This is a genomic window from Ornithinimicrobium humiphilum (assembly GCF_006716885.1).
Lineage (GTDB): Bacteria > Actinomycetota > Actinomycetes > Actinomycetales > Dermatophilaceae > Ornithinicoccus > Ornithinicoccus humiphilus.
Map to the genome: position 1 here is coordinate 17396 of NZ_VFPU01000004.1, position 25194 is coordinate 42589.

Annotated in this window: 29 protein-coding genes; 20 read left to right on the forward strand and 9 right to left on the reverse strand. The window is 72.4% G+C overall.

What is annotated here, in order from left to right; translation table 11 throughout:
- Positions 1-9 precede the first annotated feature (9 nt).
- Genes FB476_RS16115 through mnhG form a run of 6 tightly spaced genes read left to right on the forward strand, consistent with a single transcriptional unit; the run spans position 10 to position 6430 of the window.
- The gene (locus FB476_RS16115) at positions 10-2931 is read left to right on the forward strand and encodes a Na+/H+ antiporter subunit A (RefSeq protein WP_141821303.1); all 2922 of its coding nucleotides are present in this window, start codon (positions 10-12) and stop codon (positions 2929-2931) included.
- The gene (locus tag FB476_RS16120; protein WP_141821305.1) at positions 2928-3548 is read left to right on the forward strand and encodes a Na(+)/H(+) antiporter subunit C; all 621 of its coding nucleotides are present in this window, start codon (positions 2928-2930) and stop codon (positions 3546-3548) included. The genes FB476_RS16115 and FB476_RS16120 overlap by 4 nt, the downstream gene beginning before the upstream one ends.
- A 17-nt stretch (positions 3549-3565) precedes the next feature.
- Positions 3566-5098: a Na+/H+ antiporter subunit D gene (locus FB476_RS16125; RefSeq protein ID WP_141821349.1), complete on the forward strand. Its 1533-nt coding sequence runs from the start codon at positions 3566-3568 to the stop codon at positions 5096-5098.
- Complete coding sequence (locus tag FB476_RS16130) at positions 5095-5724, forward strand: Na+/H+ antiporter subunit E (RefSeq protein ID WP_141821307.1); 630 nt, start codon at positions 5095-5097, stop codon at positions 5722-5724. The genes FB476_RS16125 and FB476_RS16130 overlap by 4 nt, the downstream gene beginning before the upstream one ends.
- Positions 5721-6014, forward strand: a complete 294-nt coding sequence (locus tag FB476_RS16135; RefSeq protein WP_141821309.1) for a monovalent cation/H+ antiporter complex subunit F — start codon at positions 5721-5723, stop codon at positions 6012-6014. Before FB476_RS16130 ends, FB476_RS16135 begins: the two co-directional genes overlap by 4 nt.
- Positions 6011-6430, forward strand: coding sequence for a monovalent cation/H(+) antiporter subunit G (gene mnhG / locus FB476_RS16140; protein WP_141821311.1), 420 nt, complete (start codon positions 6011-6013; stop codon positions 6428-6430). The genes FB476_RS16135 and mnhG overlap by 4 nt, the downstream gene beginning before the upstream one ends.
- 40 nt (positions 6431-6470) lie before the next feature.
- Here the strand turns inward: mnhG and FB476_RS16145 are convergent, their stop codons facing one another.
- Positions 6471-7778, reverse strand: a complete 1308-nt coding sequence (locus FB476_RS16145) for an MATE family efflux transporter (RefSeq protein ID WP_141821351.1) — start codon at positions 7776-7778, stop codon at positions 6471-6473.
- 342 nt (positions 7779-8120) lie between these two features.
- Between FB476_RS16145 and dnaB the strand changes: the two genes are divergently transcribed.
- A complete protein-coding gene (gene dnaB, locus FB476_RS16150) occupies positions 8121-9488 on the forward strand; it encodes a replicative DNA helicase (protein WP_141821313.1) in 1368 nt (455 codons plus the stop codon).
- Between the two features lie 735 nt (positions 9489-10223).
- On the opposite strand, the gene FB476_RS16155 is transcribed toward dnaB, so the two are convergent.
- Positions 10224-10895: a hypothetical protein gene (locus FB476_RS16155; protein ID WP_141821315.1), complete on the reverse strand. Its 672-nt coding sequence runs from the start codon at positions 10893-10895 to the stop codon at positions 10224-10226.
- A 422-nt stretch (positions 10896-11317) separates the two neighbouring features.
- On the opposite strand from FB476_RS16155, the gene FB476_RS16160 reads away from it, so the two are divergent.
- Positions 11318-12292, forward strand: a complete 975-nt coding sequence (locus FB476_RS16160; RefSeq protein ID WP_141821317.1) for an SDR family NAD(P)-dependent oxidoreductase — start codon at positions 11318-11320, stop codon at positions 12290-12292.
- Positions 12293-12491: 199 nt separating this feature from the next.
- Here the strand turns inward: FB476_RS16160 and FB476_RS16165 are convergent, their stop codons facing one another.
- Positions 12492-12851: an ArsR/SmtB family transcription factor gene (locus FB476_RS16165; protein ID WP_238329840.1), complete on the reverse strand. Its 360-nt coding sequence runs from the start codon at positions 12849-12851 to the stop codon at positions 12492-12494.
- Positions 12852-12957: 106 nt separating this feature from the next.
- Here FB476_RS16165 and arsM point away from each other — a divergent pair, with 106 nt between their 5' ends.
- The gene (gene arsM, locus FB476_RS16170) at positions 12958-13800 is read left to right on the forward strand and encodes an arsenite methyltransferase (RefSeq protein WP_141821319.1); all 843 of its coding nucleotides are present in this window, start codon (positions 12958-12960) and stop codon (positions 13798-13800) included.
- Positions 13797-14255: an arsenate-mycothiol transferase ArsC gene (locus FB476_RS16175; RefSeq protein ID WP_202877063.1), complete on the forward strand. Its 459-nt coding sequence runs from the start codon at positions 13797-13799 to the stop codon at positions 14253-14255. Before arsM ends, FB476_RS16175 begins: the two co-directional genes overlap by 4 nt.
- An 85-nt stretch (positions 14256-14340) precedes the next feature.
- Here the strand turns inward: FB476_RS16175 and FB476_RS16180 are convergent, their stop codons facing one another.
- Complete coding sequence (locus FB476_RS16180) at positions 14341-14775, reverse strand: hypothetical protein (RefSeq protein WP_141821321.1); 435 nt, start codon at positions 14773-14775, stop codon at positions 14341-14343.
- 234 nt (positions 14776-15009) lie between these two features.
- On the opposite strand from FB476_RS16180, the gene FB476_RS16185 reads away from it, so the two are divergent.
- Both FB476_RS16185 and FB476_RS16190 read left to right on the forward strand, forming a co-directional pair.
- Complete coding sequence (locus FB476_RS16185; protein ID WP_141821323.1) at positions 15010-15993, forward strand: hypothetical protein; 984 nt, start codon at positions 15010-15012, stop codon at positions 15991-15993.
- On the forward strand, positions 15990-16661 hold the full coding sequence (locus FB476_RS16190) for a hypothetical protein (protein ID WP_141821325.1): 672 nt from the start codon (positions 15990-15992) through the stop codon (positions 16659-16661). Before FB476_RS16185 ends, FB476_RS16190 begins: the two co-directional genes overlap by 4 nt.
- A 22-nt stretch (positions 16662-16683) precedes the next feature.
- On the opposite strand, the gene FB476_RS16195 is transcribed toward FB476_RS16190, so the two are convergent.
- Both FB476_RS16195 and FB476_RS16200 read right to left on the reverse strand, forming a co-directional pair.
- Entirely contained in the window at positions 16684-17376 is a 693-nt protein-coding gene (locus FB476_RS16195) for a class I SAM-dependent methyltransferase (RefSeq protein WP_337678364.1), read from the reverse strand.
- Between the two features lie 62 nt (positions 17377-17438).
- Positions 17439-18005, reverse strand: a complete 567-nt coding sequence (locus FB476_RS16200) for a P-loop nucleotide/nucleoside kinase family protein (protein ID WP_141821329.1) — start codon at positions 18003-18005, stop codon at positions 17439-17441.
- A gap of 79 nt (positions 18006-18084) precedes the next feature.
- On the opposite strand from FB476_RS16200, the gene FB476_RS16205 reads away from it, so the two are divergent.
- Both FB476_RS16205 and FB476_RS16210 read left to right on the forward strand, forming a co-directional pair.
- The gene (locus FB476_RS16205) at positions 18085-18729 is read left to right on the forward strand and encodes an alpha/beta fold hydrolase (RefSeq protein ID WP_141821331.1); all 645 of its coding nucleotides are present in this window, start codon (positions 18085-18087) and stop codon (positions 18727-18729) included.
- Between the two features lie 88 nt (positions 18730-18817).
- Positions 18818-19366 (forward strand): GNAT family N-acetyltransferase, encoded by a 549-nt coding sequence (locus FB476_RS16210; RefSeq protein WP_238329841.1) that lies wholly within the window; start codon positions 18818-18820, stop codon positions 19364-19366.
- On the opposite strand, the gene FB476_RS16215 is transcribed toward FB476_RS16210, so the two are convergent.
- On the reverse strand, positions 19333-20226 hold the full coding sequence (locus tag FB476_RS16215; protein WP_141821335.1) for a CPBP family intramembrane glutamic endopeptidase: 894 nt from the start codon (positions 20224-20226) through the stop codon (positions 19333-19335). The two genes, FB476_RS16210 and FB476_RS16215, sit on opposite strands and share 34 nt — an antisense overlap.
- A gap of 138 nt (positions 20227-20364) precedes the next feature.
- On the opposite strand from FB476_RS16215, the gene FB476_RS16220 reads away from it, so the two are divergent.
- Positions 20365-20919, forward strand: coding sequence for a hypothetical protein (locus tag FB476_RS16220; RefSeq protein WP_141821337.1), 555 nt, complete (start codon positions 20365-20367; stop codon positions 20917-20919).
- 19 nt (positions 20920-20938) lie between these two features.
- Here the strand turns inward: FB476_RS16220 and FB476_RS16225 are convergent, their stop codons facing one another.
- Positions 20939-21499, reverse strand: coding sequence for a GNAT family N-acetyltransferase (locus FB476_RS16225; RefSeq protein ID WP_238329842.1), 561 nt, complete (start codon positions 21497-21499; stop codon positions 20939-20941).
- 11 nt (positions 21500-21510) lie between these two features.
- Here FB476_RS16225 and FB476_RS16230 point away from each other — a divergent pair, with 11 nt between their 5' ends.
- Positions 21511-21822, forward strand: a complete 312-nt coding sequence (locus FB476_RS16230; protein WP_141821339.1) for a DUF4287 domain-containing protein — start codon at positions 21511-21513, stop codon at positions 21820-21822.
- A 15-nt stretch (positions 21823-21837) separates the two neighbouring features.
- Here FB476_RS16230 and FB476_RS16235 read toward each other — a convergent pair whose 3' ends face one another.
- Positions 21838-22107, reverse strand: coding sequence for a hypothetical protein (locus FB476_RS16235; RefSeq protein ID WP_141821341.1), 270 nt, complete (start codon positions 22105-22107; stop codon positions 21838-21840).
- A 144-nt stretch (positions 22108-22251) separates the two neighbouring features.
- On the opposite strand from FB476_RS16235, the gene FB476_RS16240 reads away from it, so the two are divergent.
- From FB476_RS16240 to FB476_RS16255, 4 genes are all read left to right on the forward strand, one after another.
- Complete coding sequence (locus tag FB476_RS16240; RefSeq protein WP_141821343.1) at positions 22252-22830, forward strand: GNAT family N-acetyltransferase; 579 nt, start codon at positions 22252-22254, stop codon at positions 22828-22830.
- A 9-nt stretch (positions 22831-22839) separates the two neighbouring features.
- Positions 22840-23418, forward strand: coding sequence for a GNAT family N-acetyltransferase (locus FB476_RS16245; RefSeq protein WP_141821345.1), 579 nt, complete (start codon positions 22840-22842; stop codon positions 23416-23418).
- 16 nt (positions 23419-23434) lie between these two features.
- Complete coding sequence (locus FB476_RS16250) at positions 23435-24433, forward strand: MsnO8 family LLM class oxidoreductase (RefSeq protein ID WP_141821347.1); 999 nt, start codon at positions 23435-23437, stop codon at positions 24431-24433.
- 221 nt (positions 24434-24654) lie between these two features.
- On the forward strand, positions 24655-25194 hold a 540-nt coding region (locus tag FB476_RS16255; protein ID WP_202877064.1), incomplete at its 3' end, for an LVIVD repeat-containing protein.

The following is a 25194-nucleotide window of genomic DNA, read 5'->3' on the forward strand; positions in this document are numbered from 1 at the left end:
CCCTTCATCGTGATCGTTGCCCTCCTCGTGCTGCACCTGGGGGCTGCGATCGTGGCCCCCACCCTGGTGCGCCGCTTCGGGTCGCGCGCCTTCGCGCCCGTCGCCCTGGCCCCCGCGGCGACCGCGGTCTGGGCCGCGACGCAGCTGGGCGCCGCCCGCGACGGGGAGGGCTACACCGAACGCTTCGCCTGGGTCCCCGACCTCGGCATGGACCTGGTCTTCCGGATGGACGTCCTGGCGTGGGTCCTCACCCTCGTCGTGTCCGGCGTGGGTGCCCTCGTCCTGCTCTACTGCGCCCACTACGTCGACTCCGACGGCGAGAACAACGTCGCTCTCCTGGCCGCCAGCCTCGTCGGCTTCGCAGGCGCGATGCTCGGCCTCGTAACGTCCGACAACCTCCTGCTGCTCTACGTCTTCTGGGAGATCACGACCGTCCTGTCCTACCTGCTCATCGGCTACCTGTCGACGAGCCAGGCCAGCACCCGGGCGGCCAAGCAGGCGCTCATCGTCACGACCGCGGGTGGTCTGGCGATGCTCGTCGGCATCGTGATGATCGGGCACACGGCGGGCACCTACAGCCTCGGCGAGGTCGTGCGGCACCCGATCACCTCCCCGGTGGTCACCGCCGGGATCGTGCTCCTCCTCGTGGGCGCGATCAGCAAGTCGGCCCTGATCCCCTTCCACTTCTGGCTGCCGGGCGCGATGGTGGCACCAACACCCATCAGCGCCTACCTGCACGCCGCGGCGATGGTCAAGGCCGGCGTCTACCTCGTCGCGCGCCTCGCCCCGGGGTATGCCGACCTGCCGGCCTGGCAGTGGATCGTCCTGGTGCTGGGCGGCGGCACGATGCTGCTCGGCGCGTTCCGCGCCACGCGGCAGAACGACCTCAAGCTGCTCCTGGCCTACGGCACGGTCAGCCAGCTCGGCTTCCTCGTGCTGCTGCTGGGCTACGGCAGCGCCGGGGCCACCCTGGCCGGACTGACGCTGGTCGTCGCGCACGCGCTCTTCAAGTCCTCGCTCTTCCTCACGGTGGGCACGATCGACCACTCGGTCGGGACCCGCGACATCCGTCGCCTCGTCGGCGTCCGGGGGCACATGCCGGTGCTGGCGATCTTTGCCACGCTGTCGGCGATGTCGATGGCCGGGCTCCCCGTGCTGATCGGCTTCGTCGGCAAGGAGGCCGCGCTGGGCGCCGTCCTCCACCCCGTCGACGGCTGGTGGTCGCTGCAGGGGATGGCCGGCGTCGCCGTCGTCCTCGGGTCGGTCCTCACCATGGCCTACTCGACCCGATTCGTCTGGGGCGCCTTCACCGACGGTGCGCGCCCGCCGACCGGCAAGCCGACCCCGCCCCGCTGGCACAAGCCCACCTGGGTGCTCGTCGGCATACCCTCGCTGCTCTCGCTGGGCGGCCTCGTGCTGGGCCTCACCTCGACCCGCCTCGAGGGCGTGCTCGAGACGCACACCACCACCGTCGAGCACGTCGCCGACGCCCACGAGGTGCACCTGGGGCTGTGGCACGGCGTGAGCCTGCCGCTGCTGGTCTCGATCGGCATCTGGGCGCTCGGCCTCGCGTGGTGGTGGGGCCAGGCACGCCGCCCGGTCGAGGTGCCGGTGCCGCTCTTCCCCTTCGACGCCGGCCGGACCTACCACCACATCATGCGTGGCGTGGACCGCGTGGCGCTCGAGGTCACCGGCTTCATGCAGCGCGGTTCGCTGCCGGTGCTGCTGGGCACGATCTTCACCGTCGTCGTCGTCCTGCCGGGCCTGACCCTGGTCACGCGGCAGATCAGCTGGCCCGACGAGGTGCGCTGGTTCGACTCCCCGTCGCAGGTGCTCACCGGCGCGCTGGTCGTCCTGGCCGCCTACCTCGCCACCCGCGCCCGCCGCCGGCTGCGCGCCGTCTTCCTGGTCAGCGTCACCGGCTACGGCACCGCCCTGCTGTTCCTGCTCCATGGGGCGCCCGACCTGGCCCTGACCCAGCTGCTCGTCGAGACCGTGACGCTCGTCGTGCTCGTCCTCGTGCTGCGCCGGCTGTCCGGGCGCTTCCCCGACGACCCGACCAGGCTCACCCGCCGGGTGCGCGCGCTGCTCGGCATCTCCGTCGGCACCATGGTCGGTGTCCTCGCGGCGCTGGCGGCCGGGTCCCGGGTGCACGAGCCCGCCGGCGTCGACCTGGCCGAGCGCTCCGTCGACTACGGCGGCGGCTCCAACATCGTCAACGTCATCCTCGTCGACGTCCGCGCCTGGGACACCATGGGCGAGCTGTCGGTCGTGCTGGCGACGGCGACCGGTGTCGCGAGCCTCATCTTCCTCCGCGACGACAACATGCAGCGCGCCACCCGCGGCATCCTGCGCGCCCGCTCCCGCTGGGCCGGTGGCCGGGTGGAGCCCGACGCCGAGCCGGTGACCCCCTCGGGCACCTCCTGGATCGCGGGCACCGACGTGCTCGACCCGGACCGGCGCTCGACGATCCTGGAGATCGTCACCCACCTGGTCTTCCACACGATCATGCTGTGGTCGGTCTACCTGCTCTTCTCCGGTCACAACGACCCCGGCGGCGGTTTCGCCGCGGGCATCGTCGCCGGCCTGGCGCTGTGCCTGCGCTACCTCGCGGGCTACGGCGCCGAGCTGCGGGCCGCGCTGCCGGTGCGCCCCGCCGCGCTGCTGGGCTCCGGCCTGGGCATCGCCGCGGGCTCCGCCGCGCTGCCGATGCTGCTGGGCTCGCCCCCGCTGCGCAGCTGGGTCACCGACCTGCACATCCCGCTGCTGGGTGAGGTCCACGTCGTGACCTCGCTGCTCTTCGACCTCGGCGTCTACCTCGTCGTCATCGGGCTGATGCTCGACATCCTCCGCAGCTTCGGCTCCGGCATCGACGACCAGATCCGCGACGAGCGGGAGCAGCAGGCCGAGCGGGAGGAGGTGCGCGCGTGAGCCCCAACATCACGACGATCGTCGTCGCCTCCGCCCTCATCGCGACCGGCACCTACCTGTTCCTGTCGCGATCCCTCGTCCGTGCGCTCATGGGCTTCCTGCTCCTGGGCAATGGCGCCAACCTGCTCTTCATCGTCGCCTCCGGCCCCGCCGGTGCACCTCCGATCGTCGACGGCTCCGACGCCCCGATGGCCGACCCGGTCCCGCAGGCGCTGGTGCTGACCGCGATCGTCATCACGCTCGGCATGACCGCCTTCGTGCTCGCGCTGGCCCACCGCGGCCGCCAGCTCTCCGGCGTCGACCTCGTCAGCGACGACACCGAGTCGGCGCGCATCCACGCCCGCGCGGAGGCCGACGACACCGGCAGCCCCTCGGCGCGCGACGTCGCCGAGCAGATCGCGGCCGAGGGCGAGCGGACCGAGAGCAAGTACCACCGTGACGACGTGGCCGAGGCGGGCGGCCTGGTGGGCGCGGCCTCCGGCACCGGCGACTCCGGCGACGCCCCGCTCGCCGATCCCGACGACGACCACGACGTGAGCGCCGGGGACGACGCCCCCGGCGGTGGCAACCCGGTGCCCGAGCCCGACCCGGCGACCGACGAGGGGGAGCGCCCGTGATCACCCCCTACGCGTGGATGGTGCCGCTGCTCGTCGTGCTTCCCCTGGTCGGCGCCGGCCTGGCCCTGGCGGCCGCGGGCCGCACCTGGGTGCAGCGCACCGTGAGCATGACCGTCCTGAGCTGCATGCTCGTGCTCGCCGGCGTCCTGCTCTGGGCCGCCGACCAGCAGGGCGCACAGGTCGTCTACGTCGGCGGGTGGCTTCCCTGGGAGGGCGTGGTCCTGGTCGTGGACCGCATCGCGGCCCTCATGGTCATCGTCTCGACGACCGTGACGATGAGCGTCCTCGGCTACTCGATCGGCCAGGGCGCGAGCTCCTTCGACGACGAGAGCGACGGCCACTCGCCGCTGCCCGTCTTCCACCCCACGATCCTCGTCCTCGCCGCGGGCGTCACGACGACCTTCATCTCCGGGGACCTGTTCCACATCTACGTCGGCTTCGAGATGCTGCTGGCCGCGAGCTTCGTGCTGCTGACGCTGGGTGGCACCGCCGAGCGCGTCCGGGCCGGCACGACCTACGTGCTGGTCTCGCTGCTCTCCTCGCTGATCTTCCTCATGGCGATCAGCATGGTCTACAGCTCGACCGGCACCATCAACCTCGCCCTGCTGGCGCAGCGGATCGGCGACCTGCCCTCGGGCACCATCGCGGTCATGCAGCTCATGCTGCTCATCGGCTTCGCGGTCAAGGCGGCGGTCTTCCCGATGTCGGGATGGCTGCCCGACTCCTACCCGACCGCCCCCGCGCCGATCACGGCCGTCTTCGCCGGCCTGCTCACCAAGGTCGGGATCTACGCGATGATCCGCGTGCAGACGCTGCTCTTCCCGAGCTCGCGCCTCGACGACCTGCTGCTGTGGGCCTCGCTGCTGACCATGGTGGTGGGCATCCTCGGTGCGATCGTCCAGGACGACATCAAGCGGATGCTCTCGTTCACGCTCGTCAGCCACATCGGCTACATGCTCTTCGGCATCGCGGTGGGCTCGACCGCCGGCCTGGCGGCCGCGATCTTCTACGTCGTCCACCACATCCTCATCCAGACCACGCTCTTCCTGGTCACCGGCCTCATCGAGCGCGTCGGCGGCTCCAGCGACACCAGTCGCCTCGGCAACCTGGCGCGGATCTCCCCGGTGGTAGGCATCCTCTTCTTCATCCCGGCGATGAACCTCGGCGGCATCCCGCCCTTCACCGGTTTCCTCGGCAAGGTCGGCCTCCTCCAGGCCGGCGTGCAGGACGGCGGCTGGCTGGCGATGACCGTGGTGGTCGGCTCGGTGCTCACCTCGCTGCTCACCCTGTATGCCGTCGCCCGGGTCTGGGGCCGCGCCTTCTGGTCCGAGAACCCCGAGGGCATCACCGGCAGCGGCCCGATCCGCGGCGGTCACCACGAGGCGCTCGGCCTCGGCGTCCTGGTCCCGACCAGCACCCTGGTCGCCATCACGGTCGGGCTGACGGTGGTGGCCGGGCCGCTCTACGACATCACCACGCGGGCGGCGGTCGACCTGATGCTGCGCCAGCCCTACCTCGAGGCCGTCCTCGGACCGGGGGTGACGTTGTGAACACCATCGCCCGCCGTCGGATCTCCATCGGCTCGGTCCTGTGGCTCACCGCCGTGTGGGTCCTGCTGTGGGGCGCCCCCGATCCGCTCACCGTCGTCGGCGGGGCGGCGGTGGCCGCTCTCGTGCTGCTGCTCTTCCCGCTGCCGCGGGTCCAGGTGCGCTTCGTCGTGCGTCCCCTGGCCACGATGGTGCTGATGGGCCGCTTCCTCTACGACCTCGTCGTCGCCTCGCTCGAGGTGTCCTGGCTGGCGATCCGGCACGGTCCCACGACCCGGGGCGCGGTGATGGACATCGAGCTCGCCGGAGACGAGGAGCTGCTCCAGACGATCACCGCCGAGATGGTCGCCCTCGTCCCCGGCACCGTCGTCATCGACCTCGAGCCGCACGAGCGGCTGCTCACCCTGCACGCCCTCGACGTCACCACGTTGCGGCAGGCGCAGATGGTGCGCCGCCGGGTGCTCGCGCAGGAGGCGCGCGTGCTGCGGGCCTTCCACCCCGACCCCAACTCCGTGCTCGACCCGCGGCGCCGCCCGCCCGTGCCCGCGCTGGCCCAGGTGCAGAGCGACGAGACCGTCGGGGGTGTGCGGGACTCCCTGCGCGACGCGACCACGGAGGAGGAGCGATGAGCCTGGACCTGGTCGAGACCGTGCTGGCGTGGATGATCGGTGGCCTCCTCGCCCTCTCCGCCCTGCTCGTGCTCATCCGCATCACCATCGGCCCGAGCGTGCTGGACCGCGTCGTCGGCTCGGACACGCTCGTCTCGATCGTCATCTGCTCCCTCGGCGCCCAGGCGGCGCTGACCGACGGCTCGACGACGCTGCCGCTGCTCATCTCGCTCTCGCTCGTCGGCTTCATGGGCTCGGTGGCGGTGGCGCGCTTCGTGGCCAAGGACCGTGACCCGGAGGTGCCGAAGTGAGCTGGACCACCGTCGCGGACCTCCTCGGTCTCGTCTTCCTCCTCATGGGGGCCATGCTCTGCCTCGTGGCCGGAATCGGCCTGCTCCGCTTCCCCGATCTGCTGACCCGCATGCACGCCGGCACCAAGCCGCAGGTGCTGGGTGTCCTCCTCGTCATCCTCGGCGTGGGCCTGCGCACCCGCTCGGGTCTCGACGTCGGGATGCTCGTGCTCATCGGCGTCTTCCAGCTGCTGACGATCCCCGCCGGAGCCCACATGGTGGGCCGCGCGGGCTTCCGCACCGGCCAGGTCGAGCTGGCCGACATCCACCTCGGCAGCCGCGGACGGCGCCTCCAGCCGGGCGCGGCCCCGCCCGGCCCGAGCCCGGCGGCGGGCGGCCAGTCCGGCACCGGTATGCCGGACCGCCCGCAGGGCTGACACCGCACCTCGTCCGGCGCCGGGTGCGTCAGCCTGCCCGTCAGCGGGCAGCGCCGGTCACCATCCAGGCGTCGCCGCGCGCCCGCCAGAGCAGCCCGGCCGTGCGCACGGCCATGTAGCCGGTGAAGGCGATCCAGAGCCAGATCAGCCCGGCCCGCCCGTCGACGCCGGAGAACCAGACGGCGAGCACCATCGGCAGGTAGGCGACGAGGAAGACGGTCTGGGCGACGGCCAGCCAGCGGGCGTCGCCGGCGCCGATGAGGACGCCGTCCAGGACGAAGGCGATCCCTGCGATCGGCTGCCCGACGGCCACCACGAGCAAGGTCAGCGCCAGGGCGGTGCGGACCGCGTCGTCGCTGGAGAAGCCCAGCGGGATCACCCGGTGCAGGGCAACGATCAGGACGCCGAGGCCGAGCCCGAACCAGACGCTCCAGCGCACCATCATCCAGGTCACCGCACGGGTGCCCGCGACGTCGCCGGCACCCAGTGCACGTCCGGTCAGCGCCTGGGCGGCGATCGCCAGGGCGTCGAGGGCGAAGGCCAGCGCGCCCCAGACGGTCATCGCGACCTGGTGCGCGGCGAGCTCGGCGACGCCGAGACCGGCGGCCACCCAGGTGGTGACGAGGAGGACCGCGCGCAGCGCGAGCGTGCGCACCAGCAGGGGCACGCCGTCGATCGCCGAGCGGAGCACGCCGGCGGGCGTGAAGGCCAGCGAGGCGTCGATCTGCCGGGCGCCGCGGACGACCACCCAGGCGAGCGCGAGCCCCATACCCGTCTGGGCGATGACCGAGCCCCAGGCGGCACCGCCGATGCCCCACCCGACCCCGTGGACGAGGAAGAGCGAGAGGAGGGCGTTGACGGTGAACCCGACGGTCGCGACGACGAGCGGGGTCTGGGTGTCGAGCATCCCGCGCAGCACGCCGGTAGCCGCGAGCACCACGAGCATCGGCGGTATGCCGAGGGCCGAGATGCGCAGGTAGGTGACCGCCTCCGCGCTGGCCTCGGGGGAGGTGCCGAAGACGGCGACGAGGGGACCGGCCCAGATCGCGATGGCCGCGGCCGCCACCACCCCGAGGACCAGGGCCAGCCACATGCCGTCGACACCGGCGCTGACGGCACCCTTCTGGTCGCCGGCGCCCAGGCGGCGGGACACGACCGCGGTGGTGCCGTAGGCGAGGAAGACGAAGATGTTGACCGCGGTGAGCAGGATGCCGCTGGCCACGCCGAGGCCGGCGAGCGGGGCGGTGCCGAGGTAGCCGACGATCGCGGAGTCCGCGAGCAGGAACATCGGCTCGGCGACGAGGGCGAGGAAGGCGGGGACGGCCAGCCGGAGCACCTCGCGACGCATGCCCTCGTCGGGCTGCGGGGGTGGGTGGGGCGTAGAGGTGCTCACGGGGCAGGAGTCTGCCAAACGAGTTTTCGTCCACAGCCTGTGCATCCCGAAAACGCAGGTCAGAGGGGTTGATGGGGCGCAAGTGGTTCGTCGTCCACAGGGGCTGTCCACACCTGCCCGCACCCCCTGCGGCGCGTCGTCCACCACTCCTCCACATACGGTCCACATCCTGTCCACAGGGACGTTTGGTGGGAGTCGGGCGAGGTCCTACGGTGACCTGATGACCGGCGGGCGAGGTCGGGTGTCAGTGGGTGGTGATGGACTGCTCGCACGGTCGGAGAAGGAGTTGGAGGGCGTATGTCGCTGAGCGAGCTGGAGCAGGCCTACGGGACCCCGGAGGCTCCCGGGGAGGACCGGCTCCCGCCGCAGGACGTGGCCGCCGAGATGAGCGCCATCGGCGCGATGCTGCTGTCCAAGGACGCGATCGGCGAGTGCTCCGAGATCGTCAAGGCCGCGGACTTCTACCGGCCCGCGCACGAGCGTATCTTCGAGGCGATCATCGACCTCTTCTCGCGCGGCGAGCCCGTCGACGCGATCACCGTGGCCGACGAGCTGACCAAGCGGGGCGACCTGGCACGCGTCGGTGGCACCGCCTACCTTCACCAGCTCATCGCCCAGGTGCCGACGGCGGCCAACGCCTCCTACTACGCCGAGATCGTGGCCGAGCGGGCGATCCTGCGCCGCCTCGTCGAGGCCGGCACGCGCATCGTGCAGATCGGCTACGGCGGCGGTGACGTCGAGGAGGTCGTCAACGCGGCCCAGGCCGAGGTCTTCGCGGTCGCCGACCGCCGCGGCGGCGAGGACTACCACGCCATCGGCGACCTCATCCAGCCCACGACCGACGAGATCGAGCACAACGCGTCCTCGACCGGCGAGATGGTCGGCGTGCCCACCGGGTTCACCGACCTGGACGAGCTGACCAACGGCCTGCACCCCGGTCAGATGATCATCGTCGCGGCACGACCCGCCGTCGGAAAGTCGACGTTCGCGCTGGATATCGCGCGGGCCGCCGCGATCCACGCCCGCATGCCCGCCGTCGTCTTCTCGCTGGAGATGAGCCGCACCGAGATCACCATGCGTCTGCTGTCGGCGGAGTCGGAGATCCCGCTGCAGAACATGCGCAAGGGCAACATGCGCGACCGCGACTGGACCCGCCTGGCGGAGACCCAGGGCCGCATCCACGACGCGCCGCTGTTCATCGACGACTCGCCCAACATGTCGCTGATGGAGATCCGCGCCAAGTGCCGGCGCCTCAAGCAGCAGCACAACCTCAAGCTCGTCATCGTCGACTACCTCCAGCTGATGAGCTCGGGCAAGCGCGTCGAGTCGCGCCAGCAGGAGGTCGCGGAGTTCAGCCGTGCCCTCAAGCTGCTCGCCAAGGAGCTCGAGGTGCCGCTTATCGCGCTCTCCCAGCTGAATCGTGGTCCCGAGCAGCGCACCGACAAGAAGCCGCAGATGAGCGACCTGCGCGAGTCCGGCTCGATCGAGCAGGACGCCGACGTCGTCATCCTGCTGCACCGCGAGTCGCTCTACGAGCGCGAGTCGCAGCGCGAGGGCGAGGCCGACGTGATCGTGGCCAAGCACCGAAACGGCCCGACCGACACGATCGTCGTCGCCTTCCAGGGTCACTACAGCCGGTTCACCAACATGGCGAGCAACTTCTAGCGACAGGCGCTGCGTCAGTACTTCTGCCGTCTGGGCTGGTCGCTCCCGAGCCTGGGATCACCCGGCTGAGCGGATCCAGCTGTCGTTGCTGACGAGGATCCTGCGGGTTCCGCCCCGGCAGGCACTCGGTAGCGCCGCCTCATCGTCGATGAGCTGTCCGGACAGATCGAGCGTGTCCCCCACGACGAACTCGTATCCCGTCCCACTCACGGTCTGAGTGCCGGCATCCCACGTTGCCGGCAGCGGTACCCCGAGTGTGGCGAACTCCTGGTCCCTTTCCTCGTTCGTGTACCCGAGCCCCACGCACCCGTTCCGCAGAGTGACGGTCCCGTGCATTTCCCATTCCGGTGCCATCACGTGGCCGCGGTGCCGCAGGGTGCTGCCGTCAGCGGGCCGCTGGAAGGACGCGAACGGAAGATCCGGGTCGGCCCTGAGCGTGGAGCCGTCCTCCTGCTCACCGGAACAGCCGGTCAGCAGACCAGCCGCCGGGATCAGTGCGATGGCACGGTGGGGGAGGCGGGGTCGCCTGGGACGGACCGTATCCCCGGGGACGCGCTGCCCGGGGGTAGCGCACGCACTGCCGCGAACCGCGTTGCCTCGCACATCTCGTGCTAGCAGCTCTGCTCGTGCAAGGTTCGGGGGGTTGCACTACGACGAGCACGGCTACCGACGTTCTTCCGTCGGCCCAACAGACCCTCCGCGTGCAGACGAAGGCTGGCCACGTGGTGAACGTGCTCAGCCACCGGGGCTGCACCGGCCTCCCGTGCCGGGGGAGGGCGAACCGGGACCGGTGGCGGGGCGCGCGTCCTGCTCACTGATCTCGACGAGGTTCATGGGTGTGAGCTTGCCGTTGGACCGCTGCGGAATGTCCTGCAGGATCCGCATGTAGGTGGGTTCGTCGGCGTGGCCGTCGAACTCGACGGGTGTGGGGGCGGCCCGGACGAGCATCGTGGCGATCGCCGCCCTGGCGGCCAGCTCCCGCCCGGGGTGGCGTGGGTCGATCTCGATCAGGACGGGCATGAGGATCCCGTCGAGAGGTCCGATGGTGAAGACGGCCGCGGTCGGACGTCCCTCGATCAGGGAGATGCTGCTGCGGTGCAGGTCCAGGTCGTGCGCGAACCGTCCGGCGAAGGCCTGACGGGTGGCTTCCACGTCACCTGTCGGGGCCCAGTCCTCGTGCATCCGCACGTAAGCAGCCATCCACATGTCCAGCAGGTCGTCCAGGGAGTACCGGTCGCCGGCCTCGAGGCACACATCGTTCGAGGACCGGACCAGCTGGTCCTCCGCCCAGGCCTGGACCTCGGGGTGCGCGCTCGGGAAGTAGGCCGCGGGGACGGCCTGGATGATCCGGCCGCCGACCGCCTCGACCGCTGTCGCGGCAGGAGTGCCGGGGATGACCCTGATCACGATCGAGCCCCTCACCCGCGCCGGCTAGCTCGCGCAGCAGCTGGGTCCCGTGGCCGGGGGCGCACCATACCTCCGCACTGTCCTGGGTGCCCTTGGTCCGCGCGGGGCGTCGCAGGCCGGCAGCGACCAGGCGACCGTCGACCTCCTCGACCAGGCATGCGCCGCCGTCCGCACCAGGATCTGGGACCAGCCAGGGCACGGGAGCGTCCGTGAGGTCCGAGAGCACACAGGAGCGCACCGTCATGGGCTTCATTGTCGACCTGATCCGTGCGGGGTGAGGACCTTGCCGCTGCCGGCTGCCCGCCGACACGTGGCGCGATGCCTGCACGCAAGCGGGGCTGGTCCTTCCGAGACACCTGCGCTATGGTCCCGGGCAGGGGCCGGCGTCGACGCCGGGTACAGGCTGGACAGGGGATGGGTCAATGGGGGCCAGGGGGAACGTTCTCGTCACGGGAGCGACCAGCGGCATCGGCTACTTCGTCGCGGAACAGTTGGCGCGACGCGGTGACCGCGTGGTGCTGGCGGCGCGCGACCCACGGCGGGCGGAGGCGGCGACGACAAGCATCCGGCGGCAGGTGCCCGGGGCGGAGCTGGAGGTGGTGCTGCTCGACCTGGCCGACCTGGCGTCAGTGGCTGCTGCCGCCACCCGTCTCGCCGCCGGCCGACCGCTCACGGCGCTGGTCACGAACGCTGCCGTCGTCAGCTACGGCGTGCGCCGCGAGCCGCCGCGCCTCACTGCGGACGGCTACGAGCTGCACCTCGGCACGGCCTATCTCGGTCACTACGCCCTCCTCGCACGGCTGCTGCCCCGAATCGAGGAGTGGGGCACCCGGATGGTCCACGTCGGCAGCCTCAGCTCCCGGGTGCCGGTCGGTCGTGACCCGTGGTCCCGCCTCGCCGATCCTGGCCGGGAGCCGTCGTTCGTCAGCTACGCGCGCTCGAAGGTGGCCGTGACGCTCCTGCACCAGGTCCTCGCGGACCACCTCGCTCCCGGGGTAGGCAGCACCGACCTGACCGGCAGCCCGCGTCACCGGGCCGCCTCGGTGCTCGCCCACCCCGGCACCGCGGTGGACGTGCTGACGCCCGAGCGGGACGGCATACCCGTCTCGCAGCCGACCGACGTGAGCCGGCTCTCCCGACTCATCGTGCGGGGGATGCACGGCAAGGACGGCGGTGCGGCGGTGCTGGTCCACGCCGCGACCGCGGCAGGCGTCCGCAACGGCGAGGTCTGGGGTCCCGGCGGACGGGGGCAGCTCAGCGGCTCGCCGGCCCGGGTCACGATCGCTCCGCCGCGCCGGTCCGAGTCTCTGTCCCGGGAGCTGCTCCGGGTCAGCGCCGCCGTGACCGGGCTCGCGCTGCCCTCCGGTCCGACGAGGGGATGCCGGGCGGCGGCGTGAGCCCGGCACCATCCCGCCGCAGCGTGCCACCGACGGGGGCGCAACTCTCAGACGTGCACGTAGAAGCCGGGCCACACCTCGTCCTCCGATCCAGGACCGATATCGGCGCGCTCGGGGGCTGCTGGACCCGCCGACCACGGCCCGGCAAGCCGGAGGCCGGCGTGTCATCGACCAATTGGTGATGCCGCGCCAGGCGGCCTCAGGGCCGGAGGGCGTGGCTGAGCGCCTCGAGGGTCTCGCCGACGACGCGGTAGTAGGCCCAGCGACCACGCTGCTCGCGCTCCACCAGGCCGGCCTCCACCAGTTGCTTCATGTGGTGCGAGACGGTCGGCTGGGAGAGACCCACAGGGTCGGTGAGGTCGCAGATGCAGGCCTCCTGGTCGGTCTGGGCCGCGATGAGGGAGAGCAACCGGACCCGCGTCGGGTCGCCCAGGGCCTTGAAGATCCGGGCCAGGCGGGTGGCCTCGTCCACGTCGAGCACCCCGCCGGTGACGGGCGAGCAGCATGCGCCGGCCGCGACGCTGACGTCGACGACGGGCAGGGCTGAGGTGGGGGTCACGCGTCCCAGTCTGACAGACGTATTGACAATCGTCGATAGGTGGAGCAGGGTGAGATGCATCGACAGACGTCGATGCATGCTGAGGATGACGAGGGAGCAACGGACCATGACCGCCACGAGCAACTCCGTACCGAACCAGAGCGACGCCGTGCGGGAGCAGGTCCGGCAGCGCTACGCCGAGGCCGCGACCGCGGTGGCGCGCGGGACCACCAACGCCGAGCTCAACGACGCCCTGCAGCTCACAGTCGTGGACGACTGCAGCGGGTCGTCCTGCTGCGCCGGCCCGGCCGAGGCCGTCGAGGACTCCTTCGGTGCCGTGCTCTACGGCGCCGAGGACCAGGACGGGCTGCCCGTCGAGGCGGTGGCGGCCAGCCTGGGCTGCGGCAACCCCACCGCCGTCGCGGACCTCCGCCCCGGCGAGCGCGTCCTCGACCTCGGCTCCGGCGGCGGCATCGACGTCCTGCTCTCCGCGCGTCGCGTGGGGGAGAGCGGCTTCGCCTTCGGGGTCGACATGACCGACGAGATGCTCGAGCTGGCCCGCGCCAACGCCGCCAGGGCCGGCGCGACCAACGTCGAGTTCCTCAAGGGCACCATCGAGGACGTCCCGCTGCCCGACGGCTCGGTCGACGTCGTCATCTCCAACTGCGTCATCAACCTCTCCGTCGACAAGCCCAGGGTGCTCGCCGAGATGTTCCGCGTGCTCACCCCCGGCGGCCGCATCGGCATCTCCGACGTGGTCGCCGAGGACCACCTGACCCCCGCGGACCGGGCCGAGCGGGGCTCCTACGTCGGCTGCATCGCCGGCGCCCTGTCGCGCAGCGAGTACGTCGACGGCCTCACCGCCGCGGGCTTCGTCGACGTCGGGGTCGAGTTCACCCACGAGGCCGTGCCCGGGATGCACGGCGCGATCGTCCGCGCCACCAAGCCGGTGGCGACGGACCCCGCGTGAACACGTCCGGGCAGGTGACGCAGGTCGTCTTCGCCTGCGTCCGCAACGGCGGCCGCTCGGTCATCGCGCGCCTGCTCACCGAGCACTACGCGCAGGGCAGGGTGGTGGCCCTGTCCGCCGGCACCCGACCGGGTGACGAGATCCACCCCGAGGTCGCCTCCGCCCTCGGGCAGCTCGGTCTCGACACCTCCCGGGAGCGGCCCACGCTCCTGACCCCTGAGATGATCGCGGCCAGCGACCTGGCGATCACGCTCGGCTGCGGAGAGCAGTGCCCCTACGTCCCCGGGGTGGTCTACCGCGACTGGCCCGTCGCCGACCCGGGCGGGCAGGACCCGGCCACCGTGCTGGAGATCGTCGCCGACCTGGACGCCCGGGCGCGCGACCTTGTCCGCGAGCTCGCGCCCGACCTGGACGTGCCGCCGAGCGTCCTGCCTCCCGCCGACACGCCGACGTGAAGCGGCTCCAGCGAGCACGTGCTCGCTGGAGCCGCTCGGGACCGGCGTGTCGCCGGCACCCGTGAGAAAGTGCTCGCGCCGCGACCTAGATGACGGCCCAGTTGTGGCCGAGCACCTCGTGCAGGTTGAACTTCTCGTTGATGGCGTGCACCTCGAAGTAGAGCTCGCGACCCTCCGCCATGTCGTAGTTGCAGTCCCGGTAGTCCTTGCCGGTCGGGATGGCGCAGGTGCCGGCGCGGCCGTAGTCGGTGGCCCACCGGGCCTCGATCCGCCAGCCGTCGGTCTCCAGGTCCTCGACCCGCAGGTGGTCGCCGTCGGGGTCGAAGCAGGCGATGCCGAAGGTGACGTCGCCGGCGCAGACCACGGGCTTGGCCGCCGTCTCCGCGTCGGTCCCGGCCTCCGCGGCTGAGGCGCCCGGTGCCGTCGCGAGACCGGTCAGCAACAGCCCCGCGCTCGCGGCCATGGCCCCCGCGGCGCCCCGGTAGCGGGCCAGCGTCGTCATGCGTGTGCGTCGTGTCATCTCCACGTTCCTCCCGGTCGGTGTTGTGTCGTGGAGCCCGCCACGTTAGGTATGCCGTGCGCCGCGCCACCACCCCCGTCGCGGCTCCGGATCCCCTTGGCAGGCGACTGCATACCGAGGTCGGGGTCGGGCCCCTCCTTCTGTAGGGGTCCCGTCGGCTGTGCCGTCGACGGGCCGGCGCGTGGCACAGTGGATCGCGGAAGGCCGCTCGGACGACCCCTGGGGAGGGACCACGTGACCACGACCGCCTCCGACCTGTCCCCGCTCGGCGAGCTTCTCCTGCGCCGGGTGCAGGGCGACCGCTCGGACGCCATCCTCGACGCGATCCTGGCGCTGCTGCGCCCTGCTGTCATGGAGGCACCCGACGACCTTCCGGTGTTCCTCGCGCTCCTGGCACCGCCCCGCTCCCTCGGCACGGTGAGGTACCTCGTCGACGAGCGCGACCGGGACCGGACGTCGACCGTCGAGCTGGCCTGCCTGGCCGCGGCGATCGGTCTGCTGACCGACGCCGACCTTCAGGAGCTCGTGGACGCTCTCCCCGAGCGCCACACGTCAGCCCTCCGGCGCCATCGCATCGGCCGGCTCGTCGCAGCCGGTCGCCTCGACGAGGCCCACGCCGAGGCGGAGCTCCTCAAGGACCCGCTCCGTGGGCATCGCGACGTGGGTCTGCACCTCGCGTGGAGCGGCGACCACGAGCAGTTCTTCGCCGAGTGGACCCGGCTGGAGCCGCGCCGGAAGACGGCCGAGCTGGCCGAGCTGCGAGAGGTCCTCGTCGGCGCGGTGGCCCGGCAGGAGGGGTGGCAGGCGGCCCTGGCCCTGGTGGACGCCCACCCGAGGCTCGGGCAGGGCTACGTCATGGCCGCCCTGGCGGCCACGGAGGTCGCGCCGTACGACGAGCTCGAGCAGCTGCTCGCCGGCCCCCTGGGGCAGCGGCTGGAGGAGGGAGATCGGGTCCGGTTGCTCGTCGACCAGCTGCTCCGTGAGGTGCCGCCGGCGGAGAGCGGCTCGGAGGACCCGAGGGTGCTCCCCCTGGCGGAGCGGATCGGGGCGCTGTCCGGCGACCCCGAGCTGGGTCGGGTCCGCGACTCCCTCCTGGTGCGGCTCTGGCCGCTGGTCGCCGAGGAGACGACCCTCCGGCGTGTGCGTGCGCTCGTCCGCACGCCCAACCTGCGGAGCGAGCTCACGGCCCTGCTCCGTGACGTCCCGGCTCCCCGATGAGCGCGCACGACGACCTGCGCGCCTGGCTCTGGGCGCCGCTCGGTGAACCCGGGCTCGCCGCGATGGTCGACGGGCTGCCCCCGATCGAGAGGCACGCAAGCCGACCGGGGCCGTTGCGCCAGCAGCACCGGTGCTCGTTGACGCTGGGCGGTCGTGCGGTCTCGGTGGACTGGCGCGGCGTGCCGATGGTCGCCAGCGTCGACGGCGAGGCGGCGGTCGCTTCGGAGCTGTGCCACGGCACCGGGCCGGGAGGCATCGTCTGGTCCTATCCGGTCTCCTCCGCGACCGTGCTCGACGAGCCCGTCACGACCGAGCGGGCGGAGCTCCGCCGGACCGGGCTGCGCCGCCTGCCCGGGGCCGCCTCGCCGTGGCTCCTCGCCGTCGAGGGACCCGGTGGGCGCGCCTGGACCTGGGAGGCCGCGGGTGGCCCCGTCTTCGCCGACCGGGTCGAGCTCCGCAGGAGCGGGGAGCAGGACCCGGTGGTCACGCACCTCCTGCGACCGGTCCCGGGGCGCCCGCGAGGTGGCGACGAGGCCGAGGGCCGTGTCATCTGGACCGCTGACGCCGTTCCCGCCGAGGTGCTGCTCGACGTGCTCTGGGTCCTCCAGGAGGTCTGGTCGGGGATCCTCCCCAAGGCCCAGCGGGTCGCTCGCGCCGACGTGCTCTGACGTCGGCGGCGTCCGCGCTGCCTCAGGGTGCCTCGAGGGTGAAGAAGAGGAAGCAGACGAAGGCCGTCCGCCCCGCGGCGCGAGCCGGCAGCAGCTCGGTCGGGGTGGCGGGCGACCACGGCGGCTCTCCCACGGCCAGGAGCCTCAGGCCCGCCGCGGTGAACGCGTCGGTCATGGCGTGCAGCGGCCGGTGCCAGTAGGTCAGCGTCGCGGTCCGGTCGCCGAACTCGAACTCCTCGGAGTAGCGGGTCAGCGCGAAGTAGTCCCGTCCGGGGTAGTTGACGAGGTAGGCGGCCGGGTGGGGCACCGAGACCACGAGGCGTCCGCCGGGGCGGAGCACGCGGCGCAGCTCGGCCAGGGCCCCGGCCCAGTCGGGCAGGTAGTGCAGCGCCAGCGAGCAGACCACGATGTCGAACGCGTCGTCGTCGTAGGGCAGGGGTGCGTCGAGGTCGGCGACGCGCAGGTCCGCGTCTTCACCGAGCCGTTCGCGGGCGAGCGCGACCATCCCGGGGCTGAGGTCGAACCCGCTGACCCGCGCCCCTCGGTCCCGCAACGCGGCAGCGAGCGGTCCGGACCCGCAGCCGGCGTCGAGGACGTCTCGACCCGCCACGTCGCCGGCGAGCTCGACCATGGCGGGTCGCTCGTACCAGGCGTTGAGCAGGTTGCCCTCGTTGGCGTCCGAATAGGCGCGCGCGAACTCGTCGTAGTCGGTCACGCTGGCAGCTCCGCCCGGTCGGGGTCCGATGGACATGTGTCGTCGACCGTAACCCGCTGACCTCAGCGCACCTCGTCGAGCCACGCCACGATCCGTGCCGCCGTCTCCTCCGGCGGCACGCCGACCGTGTCGAGCACGAGGTGCGGGTGCCGTTCCAGGAGCTCCGCGGCCTCCAGCGGGCCCTCGGCCGACGTCATCTGCCACCGCTCCTCCATCTCGCGCACGTTGCCGTCCGACCACTCGACGTCGCGCTTGGAGGCCTTGTGCAGCAGCCGCTCCTCGGTGCGGTTGCGCTCCAGCCGCGTCCCCAGGTCGGCGCGCAGCTCGACGAAGGCCACCTCGTCGAAGCACTCCACGTAGGCACGGATCTCCCGCAGGTCGGCGCGGCGGTCGAGCGCCCACACGACCGTGAAGATCAGGTCGACCCCGTGCGCGGCCGCCTCCTCCATCACCCGGCGGCGGAACTCGCCGTTGAGCGTGGTGAAGGCATGGGTGCCGTAGCCGAAGACCTCCAGCAGCGGCTCGATCGTCATGTGGTTGTGGAAGAGCCGGAACCCGCTGCGGGCCGCCACCGCCCGGCCCACCGTCATCTTGCCGACGGCGGGCGGCCCGAAGATGACGAGAAGCATCGCCCCAGCATGTCAGGCACCTCCGGACCGACCGCCGGCCGGCGCGATGAGTTGCCGCGCCGCGTGGGGTCGGAGGGGTATGAGGTACGTCCTGGTCCCCGGGGCCGGCGGCCAGGCGTGGTACTGGCACCGCGTCGTCCCGCTGCTGCCCGACGCCGTCGCCGTCGAGCTGCCCGCCGACGATCCCGACGCCGGTCTCGCGGCCTACGCCGACGCGATCGTCGCCGCGGCGGGCCCGGACCCCGGACCGGTCACGGTGGTGGCCCAGTCGATGGGCGGACTGTCCGCCCCGCTGGTCTGCGACCGCATGGACGTGCGGCGCCTCGTCCTCGTCAACGCCATGGTCCCGCGCACGGGGGAGACCGGCGGGCAGTGGTGGGAGGCCACCGGGCACACCTTCGACGGGGAGCTCGACCCGCTCGTGCACTTCTTCGCCGACGTGCCCGAGGACATCACCCGGGAGGCGTTCGCCTCTCCACCGCGCGACCAGTCCACGCGCCCGTTCGAGGACCCGTGGCCGTTGCCGGCCTGGCCCGACGTCCCCACCACGGTCGTCGCGGGGCGCGACGACCGCTTCTTCCCTCCCGGGTTCCAGAGGCGCGTGGCGAAGGAGCGGCTCGGGCTCGACGTGATCGACATCCCGGGAGGACACCTCCTCGCGCTCAGCCGGCCCGGGGAGCTCGCCGGGGTGCTGCTGTCCCTCGACGAGGGCGACGCCTCCTGACGTCTCCACCGCCAATTCCCTTGCACCGACCCCCTGCCGCGTGATGCGTTGGATGCGTCCCGACCACCACGAGGAAGCGAGGCCCGCCGTGCCACTGCCTACCCCGACGCTGGAGACCGACCGGCTGCTGCTGCGTCCGTTCACGGCCGACGACGCCGACGACATCTACGCCCTGCAGAGCGACGCCGAGACGCTGCGCTACTGGGACTCCCCGCCCTGGACGTCGCGGGAGCAGGCCGACCGCTTCCTCGCCAGGTGCGTCGAGATGGCCGAGCAGGACGCTGGTGTGCGGCTCGCGGCGGAGCGCCGCGAGGACGGCGCGTTCGTCGGCTGGGGTTCCTTCCACCGGTGGGACCCGACCTTCCGCAGCGCAGGGCTGGGCTACTGCCTGACCCGGCACAACTGGGGCCGGGGCTACGCGACCGAGATCGGGCGCGCGATCCTGACGTGGGCCTACGCGACCCTCGACCTCAACCGGGTCCAGTCCGAGGCCGACACCCGCAACCGCCCCTCGGCGAGGGTCCTCGAGAAGCTCGGCTTCACCCTCGAGGGGACCCTGCGCGAGGACTGCATCGTCGACGGCGTCGTCTCGGACTCCTGGGTCTACGGCCTGCTGCGACGGGAGTGGGAGGGCTGATCCGGCTCCGGGCGGGTCCAGCTCCACCCGTCCCTGCCACGCCACAGCCAGAGCGCGACGGGCACGCCGGCGGCGAACGCCGCACCAGCCGTGACCAGCGTGAAGAGGTCAGGGTCGCTGGGCGTGACCGTCAGATAACGCCCACCGAGAACCAGCTGCATGACCACCTGGAAGACCAGGTGGAAGCCGATCGGCGCCCAGACCGAGCCGGCCGCGAGGCGGATGCAGCCGAGGACGACGCCCATGCCGGCGAAGAGGACGGCGCGGTCGACGACGACGCCCCAGCCCGCCGTGGCCACCCACAGCGCGGTCCCGAAGACGGTGAAGAAAAGGGCCTGCACCGCAACGGCCAGCCACGGCGCCATGGCCGCCTCGAGGTTGCGGTGGAGGTATCCGCGGAAGACGAGCTCCTCCGGCCACGCCTCCAGGACGAGGACGAGGACGACGAGCAGCAGCACCACCCGCACCACGTCGAGCGCGGTTCCGTCCACCGACAAGGTCACCCAGCCGGCCGCGGTCGCCAGCGCCAGGCCCGCACCGGCCGGCAGCAGCCAGGTGAGCGCCCCGAGGGCCAGGTCGCGCAGGGCGGTCGACTCCGTCCAAAGACCCAGCCCCCGCAGCGGTCGGCGGTCGAGCCACCGCCGCGCCGCGACCACGAGCAGCGTCGCGAGCACGGTGGTCAGCACCGCGTTGGTCGCATGCCTGGTCAGCGACCGGGGGTCGCCGGGCAGCAGCCCGTCCAGCGCCCCGATCCCGAACCAGACCAGCAGCGCCCCGCCCCCGACGACGGCCAGGCGCAGGACGAGCGGGGCGCGTGGGTGCCCGGTCGCCTCCGTGCGGACATCGACAATCCTCCCCATGACCCCACCGTAGGCAGGCAGGGCGCGGGGTCGCAGCCCTGCGACCGACCCGCGGTTGGGCCCGCAGGCCCTTGTCGCCTCCCGTCACCGGTGCCTAAGGTGCTCGCCCGACGCCCGCTCCGACCCCGAGGAGTCGCCATGGACGCGCCCGACACCGCAGCACGGATCTCCCGGCTCCAGGCCAGGGTGGAGGACACGGAGGCCCTGGTCCTGCGCGTGTGGTGCGCGGGAATCGGTGCCCTGCTGGTCCTCGGCCTGGTCCTGCCGTTCCACTCCTACGTGACCGACGACGGTCATCGCGTGAGCCCGTCGGTGCTGCTCCAGCCCGGCCAGGACCTCGAGTGGTTCGTCCCCGAGGGCGGGTCCGGGGCCTGGCTCCCCATCACCGGTTTCCTCGGCCTGACCGTCGTCGTCGCGGGTCTCCTGGTCGGGATGGGACAGGTACGGCGACGGGGCGGGAGCCGGGGCACCGTCCGCGTCCTCACGGTCCTCCTCGCGCTGGCGGCCGTCGGCACGGCGGTGGTGCTCGTGTCCGCGATCGGCACCGCGACCGTCGACGCGCGGCGGGGAGGGGTTCGCGACGGCTCGTTCGGCCCGGGCGGGGTCTTCCTGGCGCTCGGCCTGGTCGGCTATGCCGCGCTGCTGCGTGAGGACGTCCGTCGCCTCTGGGTGAGGGAGCCGGGCCGGCGCTGACGCGAGGACGCGCCGGCCGTCAGGCGGCGACGTCCGCTGCGGGGATCCGGAAGAGCTCGCTCGTGACGTCGTAGTAGCGGTCGGTCGGGCCGAGGCGCTCCATCCCCAGCCGACGGCATACCGCCTGGGACGGGGTGTTCTCCGGGTAGGTGATCGCGAAGATCTCCGCCAGCCCGCCGTCGACGCCGTGGCGGAGCAGCCGCTGCGCCGCCTCGGTCGCGTAGCCGTGGCCCCACGCGTCGGGGTGCAGGTGCCAGCCGACCTCGACGTCGCCCGACGCCTGGGGGGTCTCGCCACCGCCCGAGAGCGGCAGCTCCTTGAGCAGGACGCTGCCCAGCGGGCGGTCCTCCTCCGACAGCACGACCGCCCAGACGCCGTAGAGCTCGTGGTCGAGCTCGGACCAGCGCTGTGCGGCGCGCTCGGCCTGCTCCATGGTCTCCAGCACCTTGGGGGCCGAGCCCAGGAAGCGCGCGACCTCCCACCGCGAGTAGATGTCGAAGAGCGCGGGCGCGTCGTCCGGCCGCCACGATCGCAGGGTGAGCCTCGGGGTGTGCAGCGTGTCCACGTCGGCAGTCTGCATCACGGATGTGCATGGTGGTCGCCAGGACGACCGGCACGCCGCAGGACACCTCGCCGTCGGGGCGCGACGCGCCATGCCCCACCGATGAGTCCGGCCGTCATCGGAGGTCGGACCCGTCGACACGCACCGCCACCGCGGCCAAGGAGGTCGCCGACTGGCTCACGGCGGAGTACGGCATCGGCCACGGGCATGCCATGGCCATGGTGCACGTCATCCGCAAGGGCGCCTACATCGGCGACAAGCACGTGGGCTCGACCGGCAGCCACCGGGACGAGTCGGACACGCTTTGGCTCGACGGGAAGGCGACGCGGCCCGCCCCGTGAGCAGGAGACGTCGGGTCAGCCGACGGTGACGACGAAGGTCCCCTCGCCCGTCTGGCGGGTCGGCCGGCGGTGCTTGAGCGGGTGGTGGACGCCGAGGTGGCCGTCCACCGCCGCCTCCGCCACGTCGGCCGGCGTCATCGTGTGCAGCCAGTAGACCCGCTGCTCACTGGTGCGCCCGTCGGGCCCGACGACCTCGAGGTAGTGGTCGATCCCGGACCCGCTGCGGCGGGAGACCACGAGGTACTCCCCGCTCAGCCGGGTGATGGTTGCCGCCTGCGTGCTCATCGCACTCGTTCCTCGTCCTTCGTTGTCGCGAGCGCGTCTGACCCCGTCGTCGCACCCGTTGTTCTCGCGAATGAGCGGCGACTTTACCCTCCCTTTACCCAAAGGGGAAGAGGTGACCGGTGTGTCAGGAGTAGCGTCGTGAGCATGTCGCCAGCACTGACCGACCTGGTCTGGCCGCGCCGCACCGAGCGGCTGGTCCTCCGTCCGCCCGTCCTCGACGACATGCGGGCGGTCCACGCCTACCGGTCCGACCCCGAGACCGCCCGGTGGCTGACCACGCTCGAGACCGACCTCGAGCAGATGGCCAGCCGGCTCCTCGACGGGGCGAGGACCCTGGTCGTGGAACGGGACGGCGAGATCGTCGGCGACCTCATGCTCGCGGTCAAGGACGCCTGGTCCCAGCGCGAGGTGGCGGACGAGGCGCGCGGCACCATGGCCGAGCTCGGCTGGGTGATCGCGCCGGCCCACCGCGGCCGGGGGTATGCCGTGGAGGCGGTCCGCGAGCTCGTCACCGCGGCCTTCGAGCTGGGGGTGCGGCGGGTCGAGGCCGGCTGCTTCGCCGAGAACGCCGGCAGCCGGCGCGTCATGGAGAAGGTCGGCCTGCGGCAGGAGGGCTACTACGTCCGCGAGTCGCTGCACCGCGACGGCACCTGGCGCGACGGCATGAGCTTCGGCCTGCTGGCCGACGAGTGGGACCTGGAGGCGCGGCGTCCCCGGGGCTAACGTGCCGCCATGGGGATCGTGGTCCACCCGGCGACGGCCGACCGCTTCGAGGACCTGGCGGTGATGCTCGGGCCGAGGAGCCCGAACGCGTCCGTCTGCTGGTGCCTCAGCCACCGGCTCGACAGCCGCACCAACCGCTCGCTCGTCGGGCCGGCCCGGGGGGAGTACGTCCGCGAGCTCACGCGGCGCCCGGTCGCCCCCGGGGTGCTGGGCTACGACGACGACCTGGTCGTCGGGTGGGCCGCGGTCGCTCCGAGGTCCGAGCTGCCCTTCGCCCGGTCGCGGACGATCCCGCACGTCGACGACCAGCCCGTCTGGTCGATCTGGTGCCTGCGGGTCCGGCCCGGCCACCGCGGTCGCGGGCACGCGCTGCCGCTGCTGGAGGGCGCGGTCGCCTACGCCGCGTCGCTGGGCGCCCCGGCCGTCGAGGGCTATCCGGTCGACAACCGCGGGGCGAAGGTCGACCTGACGATGGCCTACGTCGGCACCCGGGCGCTCTTCGAGCGCGCCGGCTTCGAGCTGGCCGCGCCGACCACCGGCGTGTCCGGCGGCTTCCCCCGGGTCGTCATGCGACGGCCGCTGACCTGACCTACCGTCGAGGACGATGCTCCCCGACCCAGCCCCGCCCGGCGACCGGCTGCCGGTGCCGGTCTCCCTGCTCGACCGGTCCCGCACCCGCGAGGGGGAGGACCCGGGAGCCGCGCTGCGGCATACCGTCGAGCGGGCGCGACGCGCCGAGTCCCTGGGGCTGCACCGCTTCTGGGTGGCCGAGCACCACGCCGTGCCCGGCATCGCCAGCGGGAGCCCACCGGTGCTCATGGCCGAGGTGGCGGCGGCGACGTCACGGATCCGGGTCGGGTCGGGCGGGATCATGCTGCCCAACCACCGGCCCCTGGTGGTCGCCGAGCAGGTGCGGATGCTCGAGGCCCTCCACCCCGGGCGGATCGACGTGGGGATCGGGCGCTCGCTGGGGTTCACCGCGCCGGTGCGCCGGGCGCTGGGGGTCGAGCGCTATCCCGTCGAGACCTTCGCCGAGGACCTCGGCCTCCTGCTCGCCCACCTCGACGACCAGGGCCCGGTGACCGCGATGCCCAGGGGTGTGCCGCGTCCGCCGGTCCTCGTGCTCGCGACCGGGTCCGGGCTGGGCGTCGCCGCCCGTCTGGGCCTGCCCGTCGTCGTGGGCGGCCCGGTGCTCCACGGCGACCTCGCGCCGCTGGAGGCCTACCGCGCCCAGTTCCGGCCGAGCCCGCAGTGCCCCGAGCCGCGGGTCGTCATCAGCCTGGATGTGATGATCGCCGGCACGGCCGGGCGGGCGCGGGAGCTGCTGCTGCCCGAGGCCTGGGCGATGGCCGAGTCGCGCGCGACCGGAGCGTTCCCGCCGCTGCGGCCGGACCCGCCGCAGCGGCTGACGCCCAAGCAGGAGGAGCTGGTCGAGCAGCAGGTGGCGATGGCCGTCTCCGGCACGGCCTCGCAGGTCCTCGTGGAGCTGACGGACCTGGTGCGCCGCACCGGGGCGACGGAGGTGCTGGCGTCCACGTCGACCTTCGACCGGGACGAGCTCGCCGCCGCCGACGAGGCGCTCGCCGCCCTCGCCCCAGGGTGATCTCCGTCACCTTCGCGTCTGAAGTGTTTCAGGAGCGTGACATCCAGGCTGCATTCAGGTCTCGGAGTGGTTGTGCCGCTTGACGTCCCGTCCGGTGTTCCGTCACGCTGCACACGGCCCCGCCCCCACGGGGCCATCACCCCTGTGTGAAAGGACGACGACGTCTCATGCGTAGAAACCCCAGCCGTCGCGGGAAGACCCTGCGGCGGAGCCTGATCACGATGGCAGCAACCTTCGGCCTGGCGATGTCGCCGGTCGTGGCTGTCGCGTGCACCGACCACTACAAGGAAGAGATGGCCATGGCGGCCGCCCGCCAGGCCGCCAACGCCAGCGGCGCCAAGGTCAAGGCCGCCAAGGCCGACAACGGCAAGAGCAACGGCAAGGGCAACGGCAAGGGCAACGGCCACGGCAACGCCACCCCCGGCGCGAGCACCCTGGTCACCACCCCGCCCACCGGTGCCTCGAAGAACGTCGAGTTCATCGGGCAGCTGCCCGAGGCCGTGGGCGCCACCGCCATCAACTTCATCGACTACCCGGGCAAGCAGAAGGTCATGTTCGTGACCGGCCGCTTCGGTCTGAAGTCCTACGACGTCAGCGACCCGGAGCACCCGCTCCCGCTCGACTCCATCGACATGCCGGGCTTCTGGCAGAACGAGGACATGGACGTCGACCCCAAGCGCAAGCTGGTGTTCATGGCCCGCGACCCGCGCGCCTTCGGCCAGAACCAGGCCACCGGCGAGTCCGGCGTCTACAGCGTCGAC

Coding starts and splice junctions, on each gene's coding strand:
- FB476_RS16245 (WP_141821345.1), top strand. CDS start 22,840: ATGGGGATCGTGGTCCACCCGGCGACGGCCGACCGCTTCGAGGACCTG.
- FB476_RS16250 (WP_141821347.1), top strand. CDS start 23,435: ATGCTCCCCGACCCAGCCCCGCCCGGCGACCGGCTGCCGGTGCCGGTC.
- FB476_RS16230 (WP_141821339.1), top strand. CDS start 21,511: ATGGTGGTCGCCAGGACGACCGGCACGCCGCAGGACACCTCGCCGTCG.
- FB476_RS16235 (WP_141821341.1), bottom strand. CDS start 22,107: ATGAGCACGCAGGCGGCAACCATCACCCGGCTGAGCGGGGAGTACCTC.
- FB476_RS16135 (WP_141821309.1), top strand. CDS start 5,721: ATGAGCCTGGACCTGGTCGAGACCGTGCTGGCGTGGATGATCGGTGGC.
- FB476_RS16145 (WP_141821351.1), bottom strand. CDS start 7,778: ATGCGTCGCGAGGTGCTCCGGCTGGCCGTCCCCGCCTTCCTCGCCCTC.
- FB476_RS16200 (WP_141821329.1), bottom strand. CDS start 18,005: ATGCTTCTCGTCATCTTCGGGCCGCCCGCCGTCGGCAAGATGACGGTG.
- FB476_RS16125 (WP_141821349.1), top strand. CDS start 3,566: ATGGTGCCGCTGCTCGTCGTGCTTCCCCTGGTCGGCGCCGGCCTGGCC.
- FB476_RS16225 (WP_238329842.1), bottom strand. CDS start 21,499: ATGCAGACTGCCGACGTGGACACGCTGCACACCCCGAGGCTCACCCTG.
- FB476_RS16240 (WP_141821343.1), top strand. CDS start 22,252: ATGTCGCCAGCACTGACCGACCTGGTCTGGCCGCGCCGCACCGAGCGG.
- FB476_RS16190 (WP_141821325.1), top strand. CDS start 15,990: ATGAGCGCGCACGACGACCTGCGCGCCTGGCTCTGGGCGCCGCTCGGT.
- FB476_RS16220 (WP_141821337.1), top strand. CDS start 20,365: ATGGACGCGCCCGACACCGCAGCACGGATCTCCCGGCTCCAGGCCAGG.
- FB476_RS16215 (WP_141821335.1), bottom strand. CDS start 20,226: ATGGGGAGGATTGTCGATGTCCGCACGGAGGCGACCGGGCACCCACGC.
- FB476_RS16180 (WP_141821321.1), bottom strand. CDS start 14,775: ATGACACGACGCACACGCATGACGACGCTGGCCCGCTACCGGGGCGCC.
- arsM (WP_141821319.1), top strand. CDS start 12,958: ATGACCGCCACGAGCAACTCCGTACCGAACCAGAGCGACGCCGTGCGG.
- FB476_RS16205 (WP_141821331.1), top strand. CDS start 18,085: ATGAGGTACGTCCTGGTCCCCGGGGCCGGCGGCCAGGCGTGGTACTGG.
- FB476_RS16160 (WP_141821317.1), top strand. CDS start 11,318: ATGGGGGCCAGGGGGAACGTTCTCGTCACGGGAGCGACCAGCGGCATC.
- dnaB (WP_141821313.1), top strand. CDS start 8,121: ATGTCGCTGAGCGAGCTGGAGCAGGCCTACGGGACCCCGGAGGCTCCC.